The following is a 20,046-nucleotide window of genomic DNA, read 5'->3' as shown; positions in this document are numbered from 1 at the left end:
GTAAATAAATAGCCTGGGGATCCCCTTTGTTTTTATTCAGTCACGGTGGAGATCACAATGCATAACAAAAAAATAAATCAGCTTTTTATCGGCGCGGCGCTGGCGACTATGGCGCCCGCCGTGAACGCGGCGCAAACCCCGGCGTGGAACGGCAGCGTGCTGGGGTTTGAAGCCGGACAGCCAGGGCTGCTGGGCGATATGCTGGGCATTCGTCCCATCCTTGAAGAGAACGGCTTTCATTATAATCTTGGCTATCTTAACGAGATGGCCTACAACGCCGGCGGCGGCTATAACCATGATAAACATCTGGCCTATATTGACCAGGTGTCATTGACCTTTACCCAGGATCTGGAGCGCTGGACCGGCATACCGGACGCGCGGCTTGAGGGTAATATCGTCAATCGCAACCATGATGATAACCTCACCACGAAACGGCTGCAGGATCCGCGGGTCAGCTTCAACGATCTGTCGCAGGAGAGCTGGGGCGGCGGGTCGATCACCCGTCTCGGCTGGCTGACCTTTGCCCGCAGCTTTGACGACCGCCGCCTGACCTGGCGCATCGGCATGATGAACAAGGTGCAAACCTTCGACCAGATCATACCCTGCGATTTTCAGCTGCTGACCCAGTGCGGTGGGAAATCGGCCAACTCGCTGACCTGGAATAACTGGAACATTCATACCTGGGGCACCACCCTGGAGTACAAGCTGACGCCGACCGTCACCCTCAAAGGCGGGGTGATGGAGCAGAACCCGCAGGCTACCGCGCGCAGCCACGCGTGGAGCTGGTCGACGAAGGGTAGCAAAGGCATCTTACTGCCGATGGAGATCGAAACCCGTCCGCTGATTAATGGCCTGCCGGGAGCCTATAACCTTGGCGTGGTCTGGACTAACGCGCCGCAGAGCGACCTCTACAGCGGTAAATCCGGCGGCGCCGGGGCGACCGATCCGCAAGGTTACGCCGAGCACGACAGCACCTGGTTTATGTACGCCGGCCTGAACCAGCAGATCACCCGCCACGCCGACGACCCGCTGCGGGGGATGAGCGTCTCGCTGAGCGGCAGCCTCAGCGACCAGCGCAGCAACTATATCCACTCCGCCGTCGCCGCCTCCATGCGCTACCGCGGTCTGTTTGACGCCCGTCCGGAGGACTGGATCGGCTTCGGCCTGACGTGGATCGACATGAGCAGCCACTACGCACGTAATCAGCGCTATATGAATCAGATAAGCGGCGCCACCGACTATAACGATCCGGCTTACCAGCCGGTGGCCGGCCACTCGCTGAACGGTGAACTCTATTATCGCTTCCGCCCGGTCTCCTGGCTGGAGCTGCAGCCGGGCCTGCAGTACTGGCACCGTCCGGGCGGCGTCGCGCAGACCCAGGACGCGTGGGTAGTGGAGTGGAAAACCATCGTGACCTTCTGATAGTCGCGATCTTAATCACGTTTTTTCACTTGTCAGGTTGAGCGCGCAGCAGAAGTTGTTACAGTGCTGGCGTTGGATTGCAACTGCTGCGGCAGGCAAAACCTGATCACCTGGCGTTTCGTCGGGGGTCAGGTTTTTTTGTTTCTGGGGTCTATATGCAAATCGCCAAAGTACTCAATAACAATGTGGTGGTGGTTCTCGACGAGCACCGGCGCGAACAGGTGGTGATGGGGCGAGGGCTGGCCTTTCAGAAACGCCCGGGCGACGTGCTGGACGACAGTAAAATTGAAAAAGTTTTCGCCTTACAAAGCGATGAGCTGGTCGGCCGCTTAGGCGAGCTGCTCAGTCAGATTCCGTTAGAAGTGATGACCACCTGCGATCGCATTATCGACCTGGCACGCGGGCGGTTGGGCAAGTTACAGGAAAGTTTGTACATCACGTTAACGGATCACTGTCATTTTGCTATCGAGCGGCAGAAAAAGGGCATCGCACTGCGTAACGTGCTGCTGTGGGAGATTAAGCGGCTGTATCCGAAGGAGTTCGCGCTGGGCCAGGAGGCAAGGGCCATCATTGCCAAAAGGCTAGGCGTGGCGCTGGCGGAGGATGAAGCCGGATTTATCGCCCTGCATCTGGTGACGGCGCAGCTCAACAGCGAAATGCCGGAGGTCATGCACGTGACCCGGGTGATGCAGGAGATCCTGCAGCTGGTGAAGTATCAGCTGCAGCTGAACTACGACGAGGAGTCGCTGAGCTATCAGCGTTTCGTCACCCACCTGAAGTTTTTCGCTCAGCGGATGCTGACCCGCACGGTGGTGGAAGATGACGACGTCTCGCTGCACAGCGCGGTGAAAGACAACTACGCCAAAGCGTGGAAGTGTGCGGAAACGGTGGCGACGCATCTGCAAAAGCAGTATCAGCGTGCGCTGACCACCGAAGAAATTATGTTTCTTGCCATTCATATTGAACGGGTAAGAAAAGAGGGACGCTAAGTCTCCCGACAAACTGGATTGTTACTGCATGATGCAGGCAAAACCTGAGCGCGACGCCTACCGGCGTGGTTCTCGGGTTTTTTTTATTTTTACTACTCAGTCGCCGGTTGTCTGCGGGCAGCGGCAGTAAGGAAAAGAGCATGGAATATAAAGCACTCGCGCAGGATATTCTCAACCGCGTCGGCGGCAAAGAGAACATTGTGAGTCTGGTTCACTGTGCGACACGTCTGCGTTTTAAACTGAAGGATAACGGCAAAGCCGATGCCGAAGGGCTGAAGGCCAATCCGGGCGTGATTATGGTGGTGGAGAGCGGCGGCCAGTTTCAGGTGGTGATTGGCAACCACGTTCACGACGTCTGGCTGGCGGTGCGCCAGGAGGCGGGGTTAAGCGATGACAGCGAACCGGTTGCCGAGGAAAAAGCGGCCAAAGGATCGGTGTTAAGCCAGCTTATCGACATCATCTCCGGCATTTTTACACCGTTTATCGGCGTGATGGCGGCAACCGGTCTGCTGAAAGGCCTGCTGGCGCTGGCGGTGACCTGCGGCTGGCTTACGCCGGAGCAGGGGACTTATAAAATCTGGTTTGCTGCCAGCGACGCGCTGTTCTTTTTCTTCCCGCTGTTTCTTGGCTATACCGCCGGGAAGAAGTTTGGCGGCAACCCGTTTATCTCGATGGTGATTGGCGGGGCGTTAACCCACCCGCTGATGATTCAGGCCTTTGAGGCCAGCCAGGCGCCGGGCGCGGCGGTGGAGCACTTTCTCGGCATTCCGGTGACCTTTATCAACTACAGCTCGTCAGTGATCCCGATTATTCTCGCCTCATGGGTCTCCTGCTGGCTGGAGCGCAAGAGCAACGCGCTGTTGCCGTCATCGATGAAAAACTTCTTCAGCCCGGCCATCTGCCTGGCGGTGGTGGTCCCGCTCACCTTCCTGGTGATTGGCCCGGTCGCCACCTGGCTGAGCCATCTGCTGGCCAACGGCTACCAGTTTATCTACGCGTTTGCGCCATGGCTGGCGGGCGCGGTACTGGGCGCCATGTGGCAGGTGTGCGTTATTTTCGGCCTGCACTGGGGGCTGGTGCCATTGATGATCAATAACATGACGGTGCTTGGTCACGACTCCATGCTGCCTATTATCCTCCCGGCGGTGATTGCCCAGGTGGGCGCCGTGCTCGGTATTTTCCTCGCCACCCGCGATGCGCGCCAGCGGGTGCTGGCCGGTTCCGCCTTCTCCGCCGGGCTGTTCGGCATCACCGAGCCGGCTATCTATGGCCTGACTCTGCCGCTGCGCCGTCCGTTTATCTTCGGCTGTGTCGCCGGGGCGATTGGCGGGGCGATCACTGCCTTTAGCAACAGTTATGCCTACTCGTTTGGCCTGCCAAACATCTTTTTCCCGGCGCAAATGATCCCGCCCGGCGGGATTGACGCCAGCGTCTGGGGCGGGCTTATCGGCACCGGCGTGGCTTTCGTGCTCGCCTGCGTGCTGACCTTCTTCGCCGGCCTGCCGCGCGCCAGCGCCGCGCCGGGCGCCGTGGCGGTAGCGCCGGTCTCGGCAAATGACATCCTGGCGCCGATGAGCGGCAGCGTCATCGCCCTCGATCAGGTGCCGGACAGCACCTTCGCCAGCGGCCTGTTGGGGAAAGGAGTCGCCATTATCCCGGCGGTGGGCAAAGTCATTGCCCCATTCCCGGGCGAAGTGGCTTCCCTGTTTCAGACTAAACACGCCATCGGCCTGCAGAGCGACAGCGGCATCGAGCTGCTGATCCACGTTGGCATCGACACGGTCAAACTCGACGGCGTGCCGTTTACCGCGCATGTGAAAGAGGGCGACAGGGTACAGGCCGGCGATCTACTGATTGAGTTCGATCGTCAGGCGATTCTGGACGCCGGTTACGACCTGGCGACCCCGATTATTATCAGCAACAGCGATGACTATCGTGAGATCGACACGGTGGCGCCCAGCGCCGTCGAAGCCGGTCAGCCGTTGTTGTCAGTCAGCCATTAATCACAGGAGAGAGAGATGAAAACATTCCCGACAGATTTTTTATGGGGCGGCGCGACCGCGGCGAATCAGGTGGAAGGGGCGTACCTGGAAGATGGCAAAGGGTTATCCACCTCCGATGTGCAGCCGCACGGCGTCTTCGGCGAAGTGGTCGAGCGCGTACCCGGCGACAGCGGCATAAAGGATGTGGCGATCGATTTTTACCATCGCTACCCGGAAGATATCGCCCTGTTTGCCGAGATGGGCTTTAACTGCCTGCGAGTCTCCATCGCCTGGACCCGCATCTACCCCAACGGCGACGATGCCGAGCCGAACGAAGCCGGCCTCGCGTTCTACGACAAATTGTTCGACGAGATGGCGAAGCACAACATCACTCCGCTGGTGACGCTGTCGCATTATGAAATGCCATGGGCGCTGGTGAAAAATTACGGCGGCTGGGGCAGCCGGCAGGTGATTGGCTTCTTTGAGCGCTACGCCCGGACGGTGTTCAGCCGTTATAAAAACAAAGTCAAACTGTGGCTGACCTTTAACGAAATCAATATGTCGCTGCATGCCCCGATGACCGGCGTCGGCTTGCCGGCCGGCAGCAGTAAAGGCGAGGTGTATCAGGCCATTCATCACCAGCTGGTGGCCAGCGCGCTGGCGGTCAAAGCCTGTCATGAGCTGGTGCCCGAGGGCAAAATCGGCAATATGCTGCTCGGCGGGCTGATGTATCCCCTGAGCTGCAAACCGGAAGATGTGTTTGAGACGCTGCAGGAGAACCGCAGCTGGCAGTTCTTCGGCGACGTGCAGGCGCGCGGGGCGTACCCGGGCTATATGCAGCGCTTTTTCCGCGACAACGGCATCACGCTCGACATCACCGAGGCCGATCGCGAAACGCTGAAAACCACCGTCGATTTTATCTCCTTCAGCTACTACATGACCGGATGCGTCACCGCCGATGAGGCGCTGAACCAGCAGGCGCGCGGCAATATTCTCAGCATGGTGCCGAACCCGCACCTGGCGAGCTCGGAGTGGGGCTGGCAGATAGACCCCCTCGGCCTGCGTACGCTGCTGAACGTGCTGTGGGATCGCTATCAGAAGCCGCTGTTTATCGTGGAAAACGGTCTGGGCGCCAAAGATAAGGTGGAAGCCGACGGCAGCATTAATGATGACTATCGCATCAGCTACCTGAACGACCACCTGGTGCAGGCGCGGGAAGCCATTGACGATGGCGTTGAGCTGATGGGCTTTACCAGCTGGGGGCCGATTGACCTGGTGAGCGCCTCGAAGGCGGAGCTGTCGAAGCGATACGGCTTTATCTATGTCGACCGCCATGATGACGGCACCGGCACCCTGGCACGCAGTAAGAAGAAGAGCTTTGACTGGTATAAAGAGGTGATTGCCAGCCGCGGCGCCAGCCTGAAAGCGTAATGCTTCCCCGCCCGGCCATCGCCGGGCGAGGGATCAGCCCGGTTTACGCGCGCGCAGTAAAAAGATCATCGGACGCTCTTTCTCTTCATCCAGGGCGGGCTGTTGAGCAATCTGTTCGGCGCTCGGACCCCACTCATCCAGCTGCTCCAGCACAAAACCAGCGGCAATAAGCGCGTTTACCCAGCTTGAGAGTTTGCGGTGCTGTTTAATGACGCCCTCGGCAAACCAGTTGCTTACGCGCTCGCCCTCCTGCTGATAGTGGCTGACCGGCCAGCTTTTTTGCCCCTGCTCATTCACCTGCCATCCCTGCTGCAGCGGCGCGGTATAGATGGGATGTTCCGCGGAAAAGACCAGGATGCCGCCAGGGACCAGCGCCTGCTGCAGGGCAGTGAAGAGCGGGGCTATGTCTGGTAAGTAATGGAGCGCCAGTGAGCTATAGACCAGATCGCAGCTGTTGGCGGGCAACGTCAGGGTTTGCAGATCGGCGCAGCGGTAGTCAATCTCATCCCCGCGGGTCATCTCTCGCGCCTGCGTCAGCATACGTCGGGAGATATCAAAACCAATTATCTGGCTGGCTCCCTGCTGCAGCGCCCAGCGGCAAAACCAGCCGTAGCCACAACCGAGATCCACCACCCGCAAACCGGTTACTGGCGGCAGCATTGCCTGCAGCGATGGCCACTCTGGTGCACCCTCCAGTCCCTTCACCGAGCGATCGAGGGTCGCATAGCCGGCAAAGAACTGCGGGTCGTCATAAATATTCTGACTCATATTCATCCCTTGAATTGATAAGGTTGTTTATTTTTAGCTAACTAATAATTTAGTCACACGCTTTACTAAACGCGTTTAATTCAATTAATTTATGATAACCAACCTGATTACGTTATCTGACCTGTTAAATGAAATTGATATTAAAAAATAGCGTGCTGGCGGCGTTGCCCCTGGCCATCGCGCTGGCTGGCTGCGCGCCTTCTCATGAGGTCGCTAATCCGCCGCAGCAGCAAATTCCGGCTTCCCACGTTTCCATGGATCTTCCCGCCGCCGTCAAAAATGGCTGGCCACACACCGACTGGTGGAAAGACTACCACGATGCCCAACTGGATAATCTGATTCAGCGCGCACTCGCCAACGCGCCGGACATGCAGATTGCCGAACAGCGCATCAGGCTTGCTGAAGCGCAGGCGCGAATGTCGCAGGCGAATCTTGGCCCGGAGATGGATTTCTCCGCCGATATCGAACGGCAGAAAATGTCCGCTGAAGGCCTGATGGGGCCGTTCGCCACCGATACCGACGGCAATACCGGCCCGTGGTACACCAATGGCACCTTCGGCCTGACTGCCGGCTGGGATCTCGATCTGTGGGGCAAAAACCGCGCGCTGGTGAAAGCGCGCATCGGCGAGCTGAAAGCCCAGGTGGCCGAGCAGGCCCAGACCCGCGAGCTGCTCTCCGGCAGCGTGGCGCGCCTGTACTGGCAGTGGCAGACGGAAGCGGCGATCAAAGCGGTGCTGCAGCAGGTGAAAAACGAGCAAAATAATATCGTGACGGTCGACAAGGCCCTGTATCAGCGCGGGATCACCAACTCCGCCGAAGGGGCGGAGAACGATATTAACGTCAGCAAAACCGACCAGCAGCTGGCGGACGTGGCGGGCACGATGAAAGAGATTGAAGCGCGGCTGATGGCCCTGACCAACAGCCAGAGCCAGTCGCTAAACCTCAAACCCGCCAGCCTGCCGACGGTCAGCGCGCAGCTGCCGGATACCCTCGGCTATGAGCTGCTGGCGCGCCGCCCGGATCTGCAGGTCGCTCACTGGTATATCGAGGCGTCGCTGAGCGAAGTGGACGCGGCGAAGGCGGCGTTTTATCCGGACATCAACCTGATGGCTTTCCTGCAGCAGGATGCCCTGCACTTAAGCGATCTTTTCCGCCATTCGGCGCAGCAGATGGGCGTCACCGCCGGACTGACGCTGCCGATCTTCGACAGCGGTCGTCTCAATGCTAATCTGGATATCGCCAGCGCGCAGAACAGCCTGTCCATCGCCCAATACAACAAAGCGGTGGTGGACGCCGTCAACCAGGTGGCGAAAACCGCCAGCCAGGTTGAGACGCTGATGGCCAAAAGCCAACAGCAGCAGCAGGTTGAAAAAGACGCCCAGCGGGTGGTGGATCTGGCGCAGGCCCGAATGGCGGCGGGGATCCTGCCCGGCTCCAGGGTGAGCCTGGCGAAACTCCCGGCGCTGCAGGAGCGTATCACCGCCTTGCGCCTGCACGGCCAGTGGATTGACGCCAGCATTCAGCTGACCTCGGCCCTTGGCGGCGGCTACCATCAGACGGTGAAGTAACCGCCAACCACGGTGCGCCCGCGGGCGCGCCGCTCAGTCTTTCTTCTTACTCTCGCGCCGCCTGAGCCACCAGTGGGCGGCCACGACCACCAGCACCGCGAGGATCAGCCAGATCCAATGCTTCAGATGGGCGTCCAGATGGTGCAGCCACGGGCCGACCACCTCGCCGCCAAGATAGCCTATGGTGGTAAACAGCAGGGCCCACACCAGCGCTCCGACAATATTCAGCGGCAGGAAAATGCGCGGCGGCAGGCGGCTGGCGCCGATCAGCAGGGGGCCGATCACCCGGAAGCCGTACATAAAGCGGGTGCCGATGACAAACAGCCACGGCCGGTGCTGGATCATGCGCTGCGCTTTCCGGATCCGCGCCTTCTGGCTGGCGAAACGGCGCAGAATGCGCCCGCCGAAGCGGCGACCAAGCAGATAGAGCAGCTGATCGCCAATCATCCCGCCGAGGGCGACGGCGATCACCACCAGGGGAAACTTCAGTAGCCCCTGATGCGCTGCGACGCCGCCCAGCAGGGTAATGGTCTCACCTTCCGCCATGCTGCCGACGATCAGCGCCGCGTAGCCATACTGGGAAATCAGGTGATTGATATCCATAAACAGCTTTTCTCCTTACCTCATCACCTCTTAATCATACACCCTACTGACCAAAACGCGGCGAGGCAGATTTTTTGCGCTGTACACAAAATAATCTACAGGGTGAATTATACTTGGATCAGTGCAGTACGAAGCCGTGACAAGGGGGACGCTATGAACCATGTCTGGGGGCTCTTCGCTCATCCCAACCGGGAGATGAGCGTGATTAAGAGCGAGAATGAAACCATTTCTCATCACTATACGCACCATGTGCTGCTGATGGCGGCGGTTCCGGTGGTTTGCGCCTTTATCGGCACCACGCAGTTGGGCTGGAACTTCGGCGACGGCACTATTATTAAACTGTCGATGTTGACCGGGCTGGCGCTGGCGGTGCTGTTTTATGCCGTGATGCTCGCCGGGGTGGCGATCATGGGGCGGGTCATCTGGTGGATGGCCAGGCAGTATCCACAGCAGCCTTCCCTGAAACGCTGCATGGTATTTGCCGGCTATGTGGCCACACCGCTGTTCCTGAGCGGGATTGTGGCGCTCTATCCGCTGGTCTGGCTATGCGCGCTGATCGGTACCATTGCCCTGTTCTATACTGGCTATCTGCTCTATCTCGGGATCCCGACCTTCCTGAGCATTAACCGGGAAGAGGGGCTCAGTTTCGCCAGCTCAACTTTGGCCATCGGGGTGCTGGTGCTGGAAGTCCTGCTGGCGATCACCGTGGTGCTGTGGGGGTATGGCTACCGACTCTTCTGATCGGACGTAGCGGGTCAATATGCATTGCCGGCAAATATGTATTTTATGTCGGCAATGCAGCATTTCTTCACGATTCTTATTAGGCACAGGGCCTTACAGCGCGGTATGATGGCGTTTGCCAGCGAAGTTGCCCACTTAACCTCGCGGCGTACGTTGCATAACGTGCAAAAATACTTTTCAGAATGCCCATGATGCCGAAATTTCGAGTCTCTTTGCTCAGCCTGACCTTGCTGCTGGCTGTGCCTTTTGCGCCCCAGGCGTTAGCAAAAACCTCCGCGGCGGTGACCGCCTCGCAGCCGGACATCGCTTCCGGCAGCGCCATGATCGTCGATCTGGCCACCAAAAAAATCATTTACGCCAGCCAGCCGGATCTGGTGCGCCCGATGGCGTCGATCACCAAGGTGATGACCGCCATGGTGGTGCTCGATGCCCATCTGCCGCTGGATGAGATGCTGACGGTGGATATCAGCCATACCCCGGAAATGAAGGGGATTTACTCGCGCGTGCGTCTCAACAGCCAAATCAGCCGCCGCGATATGCTGCTGCTGGCGCTGATGTCTTCCGAGAACCGTGCGGCCGCCAGCCTGGCGCATCACTATCCTGGCGGCTACGACGCCTTTATTCGCGCGATGAACGCCAAAGCGCAGGCGCTGGGTATGACCCATACCCGCTACGTGGAGCCCACCGGACTGTCAGTGCATAACGTCTCCACCGCCCGCGATCTGACCAAACTGCTGATCGCCAGCGAGCAGTACCCGCTGATCGGCCAGCTGAGCACCACCAAAGAAGAGACCGCCACCTTTGCCCATCCGGCCTACAGCCTGCCGTTCCGCAACACTAACCATCTGGTGTATCGCGACAACTGGAACATCCAGCTGACCAAAACCGGCTTCACCAACGCCGCCGGCCACTGCCTGATTATGCGCACGGTGATCAACCAACGCCCGGTGGCGCTGGTGGTGATGGATGCCTTCGGCAAATATACCCACTTTGCCGACGCCAGCCGTTTGCGCACGTGGATCGAGACCGGGAAGGTGATGCCGGTGCCGGCTTCGGCGCTGAGCTATAAGAAGCAGCGCGAAGCGCAGATGGCGGAGGCGATGCTGAAAGGCGGCGCCCAGACCGCGCAGAACGATTAACCTGCACATCCCCCGGATGACGGCGCATTGCGCCTTATCCGGGCTACGTGATTTGGCACCCGGTTCGCCCCCTTCGTAGGCCCGGCAAGCGCAGCGCCGCCGGGTAATCAGGCTGAGTGCCGGTGTTTGTGCCGGATGGCGGCTGACGTCTTATCCGGCCTGGGTGATTTGGCGCCGGGTTCGCCCCCTTCGTAGGCCCGGCAAGCGCAGCGCCGCCGGGCAATCAGGCTGAGTGCCGGTGTTTGTGGCGGATGGTGGCTGACGCCTTAGCCGGCCTGGGGAACCGCGCTGAACGGTAGCCCGGCTGAGGCGTTTACGCCGCGAGCCGGGGATTTGACGCCGAATATTACTCCGGGAGCGTCCAGTCGCCGTCACCCAGCGCGCGCTGCATAATCAACGTATCCCGCCAGTCGCCCATCTTATAGCCGACGCTGCGCAGCTGACCCGCCACGGTAAAACCGAACTTTTTATGGATCGCCAGCGAGCCGGCATTGTTATGGCCATCGCCGATGATCGCCAGCATCTGCCGCCACGGGCCTTTCTCGCATTCGGCGATCAGCCGCGACAGCAGCGCGCTGCCGATGCCGCGCCCGCCCATTCCGGACTCCACGTAGATCGATTCCTCGAGGGTATAGCGATAGGCCGGGCGCGGGCGATAGAAAGTGGCGTAGCAGTAGCCGACGATAGCCCCGCGCCACAGCGCGACCAGCCAGGGCAGCCCGTTATCGCGCACGGTCTGGATCCGTTTACGCATTTCGTCAACGGTGGGGGGGATCTCTTCGAAGGAGGCGCGGCCATTAAGCACGTGCCAGACATACAGCGCGGCGATGGCGTGCGCATCGTCGGGCAGCGCTTCACGAATTTCTAAATCACTGTCGAGTAACGGGGCCTCTGCGGGCATGGCGGCGCTCCTGAATCTGCCGGAGAGACATTCTCCGGAGTGCAGCGTAATACAGAAGCGCCAGGCTGAATAGCCCTGCCGCCGATTATTGCGGATCCGCCGGGGAGACCGGCGCCGGGGCCGCTTCACCCCAGTATTTTTGCTTGCTGGTTTTACCAATCCCCGGGTTCATGCTGTTGGTCGGATCGTTCTGGCGATAGAACTGCTGCAGGCTCTCCGGCGCTTCATACAGATGACCCACGTTATGCTCCGCCGGGTACTGGGCGCCGCGCGCTTTCAGCAACTCCAGCATCTGCTCCTTCAGCGCATGGGCATCGACCCCTTTCTTGACGATGTAATCCTGATGGAACACATGACACATAAAGTGGCCATAGTAGAGCTTGTGCACCAGCTGGCTGTCGATCTCCGGCGGCAGATGTTCGAACCACTCGGTATCGTTGCGGCGCAGGGCGATATCCAGCGCCAGAATATCTTCGACTTCGTCGGCATGCACCGCCTGATAGCGGATCGCCGCGCCGGCGGCGGCAAAGCGGTGGAGGAATGCCTTGCTGCCTTCTTCTGGCGTACAGGCGAAGAAATCTCCCTCGGCCTGCTGGAAGTATTCCGTCAGCCAGCGCTGTGCTTCTTCGATGCCGTCGCCGGCCATCTTCAGCAGCAGATGGTGTTCATATTTGTCGCGCCAGGTTTTCATCCGCTCCGGTAAATGCGCCGGGAAGACGTGGCCGAGCTTCTGCATAAAGCGGTCGGTAAAGTGCGGTTTAAACAGCGACACTTTCTCCAGCATCGCGTCGGTGCGCCCCTTCATGGTGAAGAAGAACGGCATTTTGTCGGTGCCGAGCTTGTCGATCATCAGGAAGGTGTCTTTGCCATACTTCTCGGCGATATCGTAAATATCGCGGTGCATATATTCCCCGGCCACCGGCAGATGCTGGAACTCGGCGAGGATATGGCGGCGGATCTCGGTCAATACCTGCGGCTGGTTCGTGCCAATGTAAAACACCTGCTGGCGCTTTTCCGCCGGGAAGGTATCGAGACGCACGGCGAAAACCGCCAGCTTGCCGGCGCAGCCGGAGGATTCGAACAGGCGGTCCGGGTCAGCGTTGTAGCGTGCCGGGGTGTCGGCATCGACATCGCGCACGCGGGTAACATAGTCGTGATCGTGGGCGTGGCGGCCATCGTGCAGCACATCGCTATCGCTGATCCGCTCGTCGTCGAGTCGGCTGAGGATCTGCTCCGGCGTACTGCCGAGATCGATGCCCAGATGGTTGACCAGCTTCAGCTTGCCGTCGGCGTCAATCTGTGCGAACAGCGACATCTCGGTGTAGGCCGGCCCGCGCTGCACCAGGGAACCGCCGGAGTTATTGCAGATCCCGCCGATCACCGACGCGCCGATGCACGATGAGCCGATCACTGAGTGCGGCTCGCGCCCCAGCGGTTTCAGCGCTTTTTCCAGTGAGTAGAGCGTGGTGCCGGGCCAGGCCAGCACCTGCTCGCCTTTGTCCAGCAGATGCAGTTTATCCAGGCGCAGAGTGCTGATAATCACGATCTCGCGATCGTAATCATTGCCGTTGGGGGTGGAGCCTTCGGTCAGGCCGGTGTTGGCCGCCTGCATCAGAATGATTTTATCGGCGTCGACGCAGGCGTTGAGCACGCGCCAGAGTTCCAAAAGGGTGCCGGGAAAGACAACCGCCAGCGCCTCGCCCTGACCGGAGCGGAAGCCTTTGCGGTAGCGCTGGGTTTTTGCCGGGTCGGTCAGCAGATGCGAAGGGCCAACCAGGCGCGCGAGGTCAGCCAGAAACGTTTTATTGGTGTTAGTGGGTGCAGATGACATGTTCCACTCCTTGTGGTGGTGCGCGAAATATCGAGGATAAGCATAGCGCTTTGTATGACAATTTGATGCATGAATGTTTCGCAAAAATCAGAGAAGAACCTTAGCATTCTGCGGGCGCGTTGTTTATATATATGGCAAACTGCGGTTTTTATTATGTTTTACCGAGTCCCCGTCTGAGAAAAAGCGAGATAACAATGAAATGGCTCTGCACTGTAGGCGTCGCCGTGAGTCTGGCGCTGCAACCCGCGCTGGCGGATGAACTGTTTGGTAACCACCCCCTGACCCCGCAGGCGCGGGATGCTTTTGTCACCGACCTGCTGAAAAAAATGACCGTAGACGAGAAAATCGGCCAGCTGCGTCTGATAAGCGTCGGCCCGGATAACCCCAAAGAGGCGATCCGTGAAATGATCAAAAACGGTCAGGTGGGGGCGATTTTTAATACCGTTACCCGCCCGGATATCCGCGTTATGCAGGATCAGGTGATGCAGCTCAGCCGCCTGAAAATCCCGCTGTTCTTTGCCTACGATGTGCTGCACGGCCAGCGCACCGTCTTCCCGATAAGCCTCGGCCTGGCCTCGTCGTTTAACCTTGACGCGGTGAAGACCGTGGGCCGGGTGTCAGCTTATGAAGCCGCCGATGACGGCCTGAACATGACCTGGGCGCCGATGGTCGACGTCTCCCGCGACCCGCGCTGGGGACGCGCTTCCGAAGGGTTCGGGGAAGACACCTATCTGACCACGATGATGGGCCAGGCGATGGTGGAGTCGATGCAGGGCAAGAGCCCGGCGGACCGCTATTCGGTGATGACCAGCGTCAAGCACTTCGCCGCCTACGGCGCGGTGGAGGGCGGGAAAGAGTACAACACGGTCGACATGAGCCCGCAGCGCCTGTTCAACGACTATATGCCGCCGTATAAAGCCGGGCTGGATGCCGGCAGCGGCGCGGTGATGGTGGCTCTGAATTCGCTGAACGGCACCCCGGCGACCGCCGATTCCTGGCTGCTGAAAGATGTCCTGCGCGACCAGTGGGGCTTTAAAGGCATCACGGTCTCCGACCACGGCGCCATTAAAGAGCTGATCAAGCACGGCGTGGCCTCCGACCCGGAAGACGCGGTGCGCGTGGCGCTCAAGTCCGGCATCAACATGAGCATGAGCGACGAGTATTACAGCAAGTACCTGCCGGGGCTGGTGAAGTCCGGCAAAGTGACCATGGCCGAGCTGGATGACGCCACCCGTCACGTGCTTAACGTCAAATATGATATGGGGCTGTTCAACGATCCGTACAGCCACCTGGGGCCAAAAGATTCTGACCCGCAGGACACCAACGCAGAAAGCCGTCTGCATCGTAAAGAGGCGCGGGAAGTCGCCCGCGAGAGCCTGGTGCTGCTGAAAAACCGGCTTGATACGTTGCCGCTGAAAAAATCCGGCACTATCGCGGTGGTGGGCGCGCTGGCGGACAGCAAACGCGACATGATGGGCAGCTGGTCGGCAGCGGGCGTGGCCGACCAGTCGGTGACCGTCCTGACCGGCATCAAAGAAGCGCTGGGCGATAACGGCAAAGTGATTTACGCCAAAGGGGCGAACGTTACCGACGACAAAGGCATTGTCGATTTCCTTAACCTGTATGAGAACGCGGTGCAGGTTGACCCGCGCTCGCCGCAGGAAATGATCGACGAAGCCGTCGCGGCGGCGAAGCAATCCGACGTGGTGGTTGCCGTAGTGGGCGAGGCGCAGGGCATGGCCCATGAGGCCTCCAGCCGGACCGACATCACCCTGCCGCAGAGCCAGCGCAACCTGATTGCCGCCCTCAAGGCCACCGGCAAACCGCTGGTGCTGGTGCTGATGAACGGCCGTCCGCTGGCGCTGGTGAAAGAGGATCAGCAAGCCGACGCGCTGCTGGAGACCTGGTTTGCCGGCACCGAAGGCGGGCATGCCATCGCCGACGTGCTGTTTGGCGACTATAACCCGTCGGGCAAGCTGCCGATGTCCTTCCCGCGCTCGGTGGGGCAGATCCCAACCTACTACAGTCACCTGAATACCGGTCGTCCGTATAATCCGGAGAAGCCGAACAAGTACACCTCGCGCTACTTCGATGAAGCCAACGGCCCGCTGTACCCGTTTGGCTACGGCCTGAGCTATACCACCTTTAGCGTCTCCGATGTCACCATGTCGTCGGCCACCCTGCCGCGCGACGGCAGCGTGACCGCCAGCGTGCAGGTGACCAATACCGGAAAACGCGAAGGGGCGACGGTCATTCAGCTGTATCTGCAGGACGTCACTGCCTCCATGAGCCGGCCGGTGAAAATGCTGCGCGGCTTTAAAAAGGTCAACCTCAAGCCGGGCGAAACGCAAACCGTCAGCTTCCCGATCGACGTCGACGCGCTGAAGTTCTGGAACCAGCAGATGAAATACGTCGCTGAGCCGGGCAAATTCAATGTCTTTATCGGCGTGGACTCCGCCCGCGTGAAGCAGAGCGAGTTTGAGCTGTTGTAAGGCATAGCCCTTAAGCCCAACGTCACACTTAAAAGGCCGATTAATCGGCCTTTTCTTTTTCGTATCGCTGGCAAATGGACTACGCTTTTCTCTTAAGCTTCTGTAAGCGAAGCGCAAAAGAACTGAGGGATGCGGGATGAAGATGGCGACGAAATGGTCCGGCGCGCTGGCGCTGGCCGCCCTGATAAGTGTGCCGCTGCAGGCGGCGGAGCCGGTGAAGGTCGGCTCGAAAATTGATACCGAAGGGGCGCTGCTGGGTAATATGATCCAGCAGGTGCTGGAAAGCCACGGCGTCAAAACGATTAACAAAATCCAGCTCGGCACCACGCCGGTGGTGCGCGGGGCGATTGTCGCCGGCGAGCTGGATATCTACCCGGAATATACCGGCAATGGCGCTTTTTTCTTTAAAGATGAAAACGACCCGGCATGGAAGAATGCCCAGCAGGGCTATGAGAAGGTGAAGCGCCTGGATCAGGAGAAACATCAGCTGGTATGGCTTACCCCGGCGCCGGCTAACAACACCTGGACCATCGCCGTGCGTCAGGAGCTGGCGGAGAAAAATCACCTGACTTCGCTGGCCGACCTCAGCCGCTATCTGCAGCAGGGCGGCGAATTTAAGCTGGCGGCCTCGGCGGAGTTTATTGAACGCCCGGACGCGCTGCCGGCGTTTGAAAAAGCGTATGACTTTAAACTCAACCAGAACCAGCTGCTGTCGCTGGCCGGGGGCGATACGGCGGTGACCATCAAAGCGGCGGCGCAGCAGACCTCCGGTGTCAACGCGGCGATGGCCTACGGCACCGACGGCCCGGTGGCGGCCCTGGGATTACAGACGTTGAGCGACCCGCAGGGCGTGCAGCCGATTTACGCCCCAACGCCGGTGGTGCGCGAGACGGTGCTGAAAGCCTACCCGCAGATCGCCGACTGGCTGAAGCCGGTCTTCGCCAGCCTCGATGAAAAGACCCTGCAGCAGCTTAACGCCCGCATCGCGGTGGAAGGCCAGGATGCGAAGCGCGTGGCGGCAGATTATCTGCAGCAGAAAGGCCTGCTGAAGTAAGCCACCGGTGACCATTCGCTGTACTCACCGCGTCGGCCTGCTGCTGACAGGCCTGCTGCTGGTTACGCTGGCGCTGCCGTTTATCACTTACGCGCCGAATCGCTTACTCTCCGGGGAAGGGCGCGGGCTGTGGCAGGTGATGCCCTGGCTCGCCGGCGTTCAGCTGGCGGCAGCCCTCGCCGGGATCCTGCTCTGCTGGCTGCCGGGCAGGGTCGCGCCGCTTCTCCATCTGCTGCTGGCCGAACTGCTCTTCCCGCTGCTTATCTGGGGCAGCGACCAGGCGGCGCTTGAGCTCTCCCGGCACGGCTCGCCGCTGGCGCGCACCTCGCCCGGCAGCGGCCTGTGGCTGTCGCTGGCGCTCTGCCTGCTGCTGGCCAGCGAGGCCATTCGTCATCTTACCGCCCGGCCGCTATGGCGCTGGCTGCTCAATGCGCAAGTCTGGCTTCTGCCCATCATCCTGCTCGCCGCCGGGGCGCTCGATCAGCTCTCGCTGCTGAAAGAGTATGCCAACCGCCAGGAGGTGTTTGACGACGCTCTGCGCCAGCATCTGCTTCTGCTGTTTGGCACCCTGCTGCCGGGCCTGCTGATCGGCCTGCCGCTGGGGGTATGGCTCTGGCGGCGTCCGCGCTGGCAGGCGCCGGCCTTCACCGTGCTCAATGTGATCCAGACTATCCCGTCGGTGGCGCTGTTCGGCCTGCTGATTGCCCCGCTTGCCGGTGTGGCGCGCTATTTTCCGGCGCTGGGCGAGCTGGGCGTCTCCGGGACCGGCGTGGCGCCGGCCCTGATTGCCCTGACGTTGTATGCGCTGTTGCCGCTGGTGCGCGGGGTGGTGACCGGCCTGCAGCAGGTGCCGCAGGATGCGCTGGAGAGCGCGACGGCGATGGGCATGAGCGCCGGGCAGCGCTTTCGTCAGGTGCAGCTCCCGCTGGCGATGCCGGTGCTGCTGCGCAGCCTGCGGGTGGTCAGCGTGCAAACCGTCGGCATGGCGGTGGTGGCGGCGCTGATCGGCGCCGGCGGCTTTGGCGCGCTGGTATTTCAGGGGCTGCTGAGCAGCGCGCTGGATCTGGTGCTGCTGGGCGTGGTGCCGACCATTGCCCTGGCGGTGGTGGTGGATGCTCTGTTCGCGCTGTGGGGCGCCTGGCTAAAAGGAGAGGCCAATGATTGAATTTCAAGGGGTCAGCAAAGCGTTTGCCGGCCACCCGGCGGTGAAGGACCTGACCCTGGAGCTGCGCGAAGGCGCCTTTTCGGTGCTGGTGGGGACCTCCGGCTCGGGCAAGTCGACGACGCTGAAAATGATCAACCGCCTGCTGGAGCCGGACCGGGGCATGATTCGCTTTGCCGGCGAAGACATCCGCCAGCAGCCGCTCCTGACCCTGCGGCGACGGATGGGCTATGCCATCCAGTCTATCGGCCTGTTTCCCCACTGGACGGTGGCGCAGAATATCGCCACCGTGCCGCAGCTGCAAAAATGGCCGCGGGCGAGGATCGCCGACCGGGTCGACGAGCTGATGGCGCTGCTGGGGCTGGAGGCGACGCTGCGCGACCGCTACCCCCATCAGCTTTCCGGCGGCCAACAGCAGCGGGTCGGGGTGGCGCGGGCGCTGGCGGCAGACCCGGAGGTGCTGCTGATGGATGAACCCTTCGGCGCTCTCGACCCGGTGACCCGCGAGGCGCTGCAGCAGGAGATGCTGCGCATTCACCGCCTGCTGGGGCGGACGATTGTCCTGGTGACCCATGATATTGACGAAGCGCTGCGTCTGGCGGACCACCTGGTGCTGATGGACGGTGGCGAGGTGGTCCAGCAGGGGGCGCCGCTGGCGATGCTCCTGCGGCCAGAGAATAGCTTTGTGCAGACCTTTTTTGGCCGCAGCGAGCTGGGCGTGCGCCTGCTGTCGCTGCGTGAGGTGCGGGACTATCTGCGCCCCGACGAGCGGCTGGCGGGCGAGGGGCTGATCGTCACCATGACCCTGCGGGAAGCGCTATCGCAGTTTGTCGCCCGGCGCTGCGAGGCGCTGCCGGTGGTGGATGCCGAGGGGCAGCCCTGCGGCACGCTGCATTTTGCCGATCTGCTGCGTCAGGAGGCGAGTCATGAAGGCGCTTCGTGAGCCGTTGTGGTGGCTTATCGCGCTGTTCATCGGCCTGCTGATGGGGCTACCCTACAGCGCGCCGCTGTTCAGCCGGCTGTTTCCGGAGCTGCCGCGGCCGGTTTACCAGCAGGAGAGCTTCTGGGCGCTCACTCTCGATCACGGCTGGCTGGTAGTGGTATCCAGCCTCGTGGCAACCGCCGTCGGGCTGGGGGCAGGGGTGGCGGTTACCCGGCCCGCGGGCAGCGCTTTTCGTCCGCTGGTGGAGACCATCGCCGCTATCGGGCAGACCTTTCCGCCGGTGGCGGTGCTGGCGATGGCGGTACCGGTGCTGGGCTTTGGCTGGCTGCCGGCGCTGATCGCCCTCGCGCTGTATGGCATACTGCCGGTGCTGCAGGGGACGCTGGCCGGGCTGGGATCGATACCGTCGGGCGTGTCAGATGTGGCAGAAGGGATGGGAATGACCGGCTGGCAGCGTCTGTATAAGGTGGAGCTGCCGCTGGCGGCCCCGGTGATCCTGGCGGGGATCCGCACCTCGGTCATCGTCAATATTGGTACCGCGACGATAGCCTCGACGGTGGGGGCCAATACGCTTGGGACGCCGATCATCATCGGCCTGAGCGGGTTTAATACCGCCTATATTGTGCAGGGGGCGCTACTGGTGGCGCTGGCGGCGATCATTGTCGACCGCGCGTTTGAGCGTCTGACCCGCTGGATCAGCCGACACCGCCACGCACAATAAAGGAATAGCCGGCCAGCATTACGCCGCTGATCCCGCCGATGGCCATAAGTAAGAAGAGAGTGACGACCGCGATTTTCGCTGGCTTCATAATAGGCTCCTGATGTTAACAGGGGGATTATACGGTGAAGCGCAGGTGTTAATGAAACATTAATTGCGGTTTAGCGCGCCGCGCCGGGCTTTTTGCCGCTTTGGCTGAGCAACGCGCCGCAAAAAAGTGTGATCCTGCCCGTCATTTTTCATTTTTATGCAGGGCTTCAAAGAAAGTTTTCGCCAGTCAGGGTATGGTACGCGCTTTCTGA

General features: G+C 60.6%; 16 protein-coding genes and 1 pseudogene. 12 read left to right on the top strand and 5 right to left on the bottom strand.

What is annotated here, in order from left to right; all coding sequences use genetic code 11:
• The first annotated feature begins 57 nt into the window (after positions 1–57).
• The 4 genes and pseudogenes from MKS11_RS13980 to MKS11_RS13965 all read left to right on the top strand — a co-directional run bounded on the left by MKS11_RS13980 (position 58) and on the right by MKS11_RS13965 (position 5,824).
• A complete protein-coding gene (locus MKS11_RS13980) occupies positions 58–1,422 on the top strand; it encodes a carbohydrate porin (RefSeq protein WP_048295207.1) in 1,365 nt (454 codons plus the stop codon).
• A gap of 155 nt (positions 1,423–1,577) precedes the next feature.
• Entirely contained in the window at positions 1,578–2,411 is an 834-nt protein-coding gene (bglG, locus tag MKS11_RS13975; protein WP_048295206.1) for a transcriptional antiterminator BglG, read from the top strand.
• Between the two features lie 28 nt (positions 2,412–2,439).
• Positions 2,440–4,414: pseudogene (bglF, locus tag MKS11_RS13970) on the top strand (PTS beta-glucoside transporter subunit IIABC).
• A gap of 15 nt (positions 4,415–4,429) precedes the next feature.
• Positions 4,430–5,824 carry a glycoside hydrolase family 1 protein gene (locus MKS11_RS13965; RefSeq protein ID WP_023318740.1) on the top strand — a complete coding sequence of 465 codons (1,395 nt, stop codon included), beginning with the start codon at positions 4,430–4,432 and terminating at the stop codon, positions 5,822–5,824.
• 33 nt (positions 5,825–5,857) lie between these two features.
• Here MKS11_RS13965 and MKS11_RS13960 read toward each other — a convergent pair whose 3' ends face one another.
• A complete protein-coding gene (locus MKS11_RS13960; protein ID WP_043520336.1) occupies positions 5,858–6,592 on the bottom strand; it encodes a bifunctional 2-polyprenyl-6-hydroxyphenol methylase/3-demethylubiquinol 3-O-methyltransferase UbiG in 735 nt (244 codons plus the stop codon).
• Between the two features lie 128 nt (positions 6,593–6,720).
• Here MKS11_RS13960 and mdtQ point away from each other — a divergent pair, with 128 nt between their 5' ends.
• Positions 6,721–8,160: a multidrug resistance outer membrane protein MdtQ gene (gene mdtQ / locus MKS11_RS13955; RefSeq protein WP_023318738.1), complete on the top strand. Its 1,440-nt coding sequence runs from the start codon at positions 6,721–6,723 to the stop codon at positions 8,158–8,160.
• Between the two features lie 33 nt (positions 8,161–8,193).
• Here the strand turns inward: mdtQ and MKS11_RS13950 are convergent, their stop codons facing one another.
• Complete coding sequence (locus tag MKS11_RS13950) at positions 8,194–8,763, bottom strand: DedA family protein (protein WP_023318737.1); 570 nt, start codon at positions 8,761–8,763, stop codon at positions 8,194–8,196.
• Between the two features lie 153 nt (positions 8,764–8,916).
• Between MKS11_RS13950 and MKS11_RS13945 the strand changes: the two genes are divergently transcribed.
• On the top strand, positions 8,917–9,504 hold the full coding sequence (locus MKS11_RS13945; RefSeq protein WP_004201605.1) for a Yip1 family protein: 588 nt from the start codon (positions 8,917–8,919) through the stop codon (positions 9,502–9,504).
• 188 nt (positions 9,505–9,692) lie between these two features.
• Complete coding sequence (gene pbpG, locus MKS11_RS13940) at positions 9,693–10,643, top strand: D-alanyl-D-alanine endopeptidase (protein ID WP_017899335.1); 951 nt, start codon at positions 9,693–9,695, stop codon at positions 10,641–10,643.
• A 346-nt stretch (positions 10,644–10,989) separates the two neighbouring features.
• On the opposite strand, the gene MKS11_RS13935 is transcribed toward pbpG, so the two are convergent.
• Positions 10,990–11,544, bottom strand: a complete 555-nt coding sequence (locus tag MKS11_RS13935) for a GNAT family N-acetyltransferase (protein ID WP_002912829.1) — start codon at positions 11,542–11,544, stop codon at positions 10,990–10,992.
• Positions 11,545–11,629: 85 nt separating this feature from the next.
• Positions 11,630–13,375 (bottom strand): D-lactate dehydrogenase, encoded by a 1,746-nt coding sequence (gene dld / locus MKS11_RS13930; protein WP_004201602.1) that lies wholly within the window; start codon positions 13,373–13,375, stop codon positions 11,630–11,632.
• A gap of 194 nt (positions 13,376–13,569) precedes the next feature.
• On the opposite strand from dld, the gene bglX reads away from it, so the two are divergent.
• The 5 genes from bglX (at position 13,570) to MKS11_RS13905 (ending at position 19,747) form a co-directional block, all read left to right on the top strand.
• The gene (gene bglX / locus MKS11_RS13925) at positions 13,570–15,867 is read left to right on the top strand and encodes a beta-glucosidase BglX (protein ID WP_004201601.1); all 2,298 of its coding nucleotides are present in this window, start codon (positions 13,570–13,572) and stop codon (positions 15,865–15,867) included.
• A gap of 136 nt (positions 15,868–16,003) precedes the next feature.
• Positions 16,004–16,921, top strand: coding sequence for an ABC transporter substrate-binding protein (locus tag MKS11_RS13920; protein ID WP_004201600.1), 918 nt, complete (start codon positions 16,004–16,006; stop codon positions 16,919–16,921).
• A 7-nt stretch (positions 16,922–16,928) separates the two neighbouring features.
• Positions 16,929–18,086 carry an ABC transporter permease gene (locus MKS11_RS13915; RefSeq protein ID WP_284109601.1) on the top strand — a complete coding sequence of 386 codons (1,158 nt, stop codon included), beginning with the start codon at positions 16,929–16,931 and terminating at the stop codon, positions 18,084–18,086.
• Positions 18,079–19,026 carry an ABC transporter ATP-binding protein gene (locus tag MKS11_RS13910; protein WP_017899338.1) on the top strand — a complete coding sequence of 316 codons (948 nt, stop codon included), beginning with the start codon at positions 18,079–18,081 and terminating at the stop codon, positions 19,024–19,026. The genes MKS11_RS13915 and MKS11_RS13910 overlap by 8 nt, the downstream gene beginning before the upstream one ends.
• Positions 19,010–19,747, top strand: coding sequence for an ABC transporter permease (locus MKS11_RS13905; RefSeq protein WP_017899339.1), 738 nt, complete (start codon positions 19,010–19,012; stop codon positions 19,745–19,747). The genes MKS11_RS13910 and MKS11_RS13905 overlap by 17 nt, the downstream gene beginning before the upstream one ends.
• Here MKS11_RS13905 and MKS11_RS13900 read toward each other — a convergent pair.
• A complete protein-coding gene (locus tag MKS11_RS13900; protein WP_002912762.1) occupies positions 19,722–19,835 on the bottom strand; it encodes a protein YohO in 114 nt (37 codons plus the stop codon). The two genes, MKS11_RS13905 and MKS11_RS13900, sit on opposite strands and share 26 nt — an antisense overlap.
• Between the last annotated feature and the right edge of the window lie 211 nt (positions 19,836–20,046).

Origin of the sequence: Klebsiella sp. K5-45, from assembly GCF_030128605.1 — a bacterium.
In the GTDB taxonomy this organism is placed as follows: Bacteria; Pseudomonadota; Gammaproteobacteria; order Enterobacterales; family Enterobacteriaceae; genus Klebsiella; species Klebsiella quasipneumoniae.
This window is presented reverse-complemented; position numbering and strand designations above follow the sequence as displayed.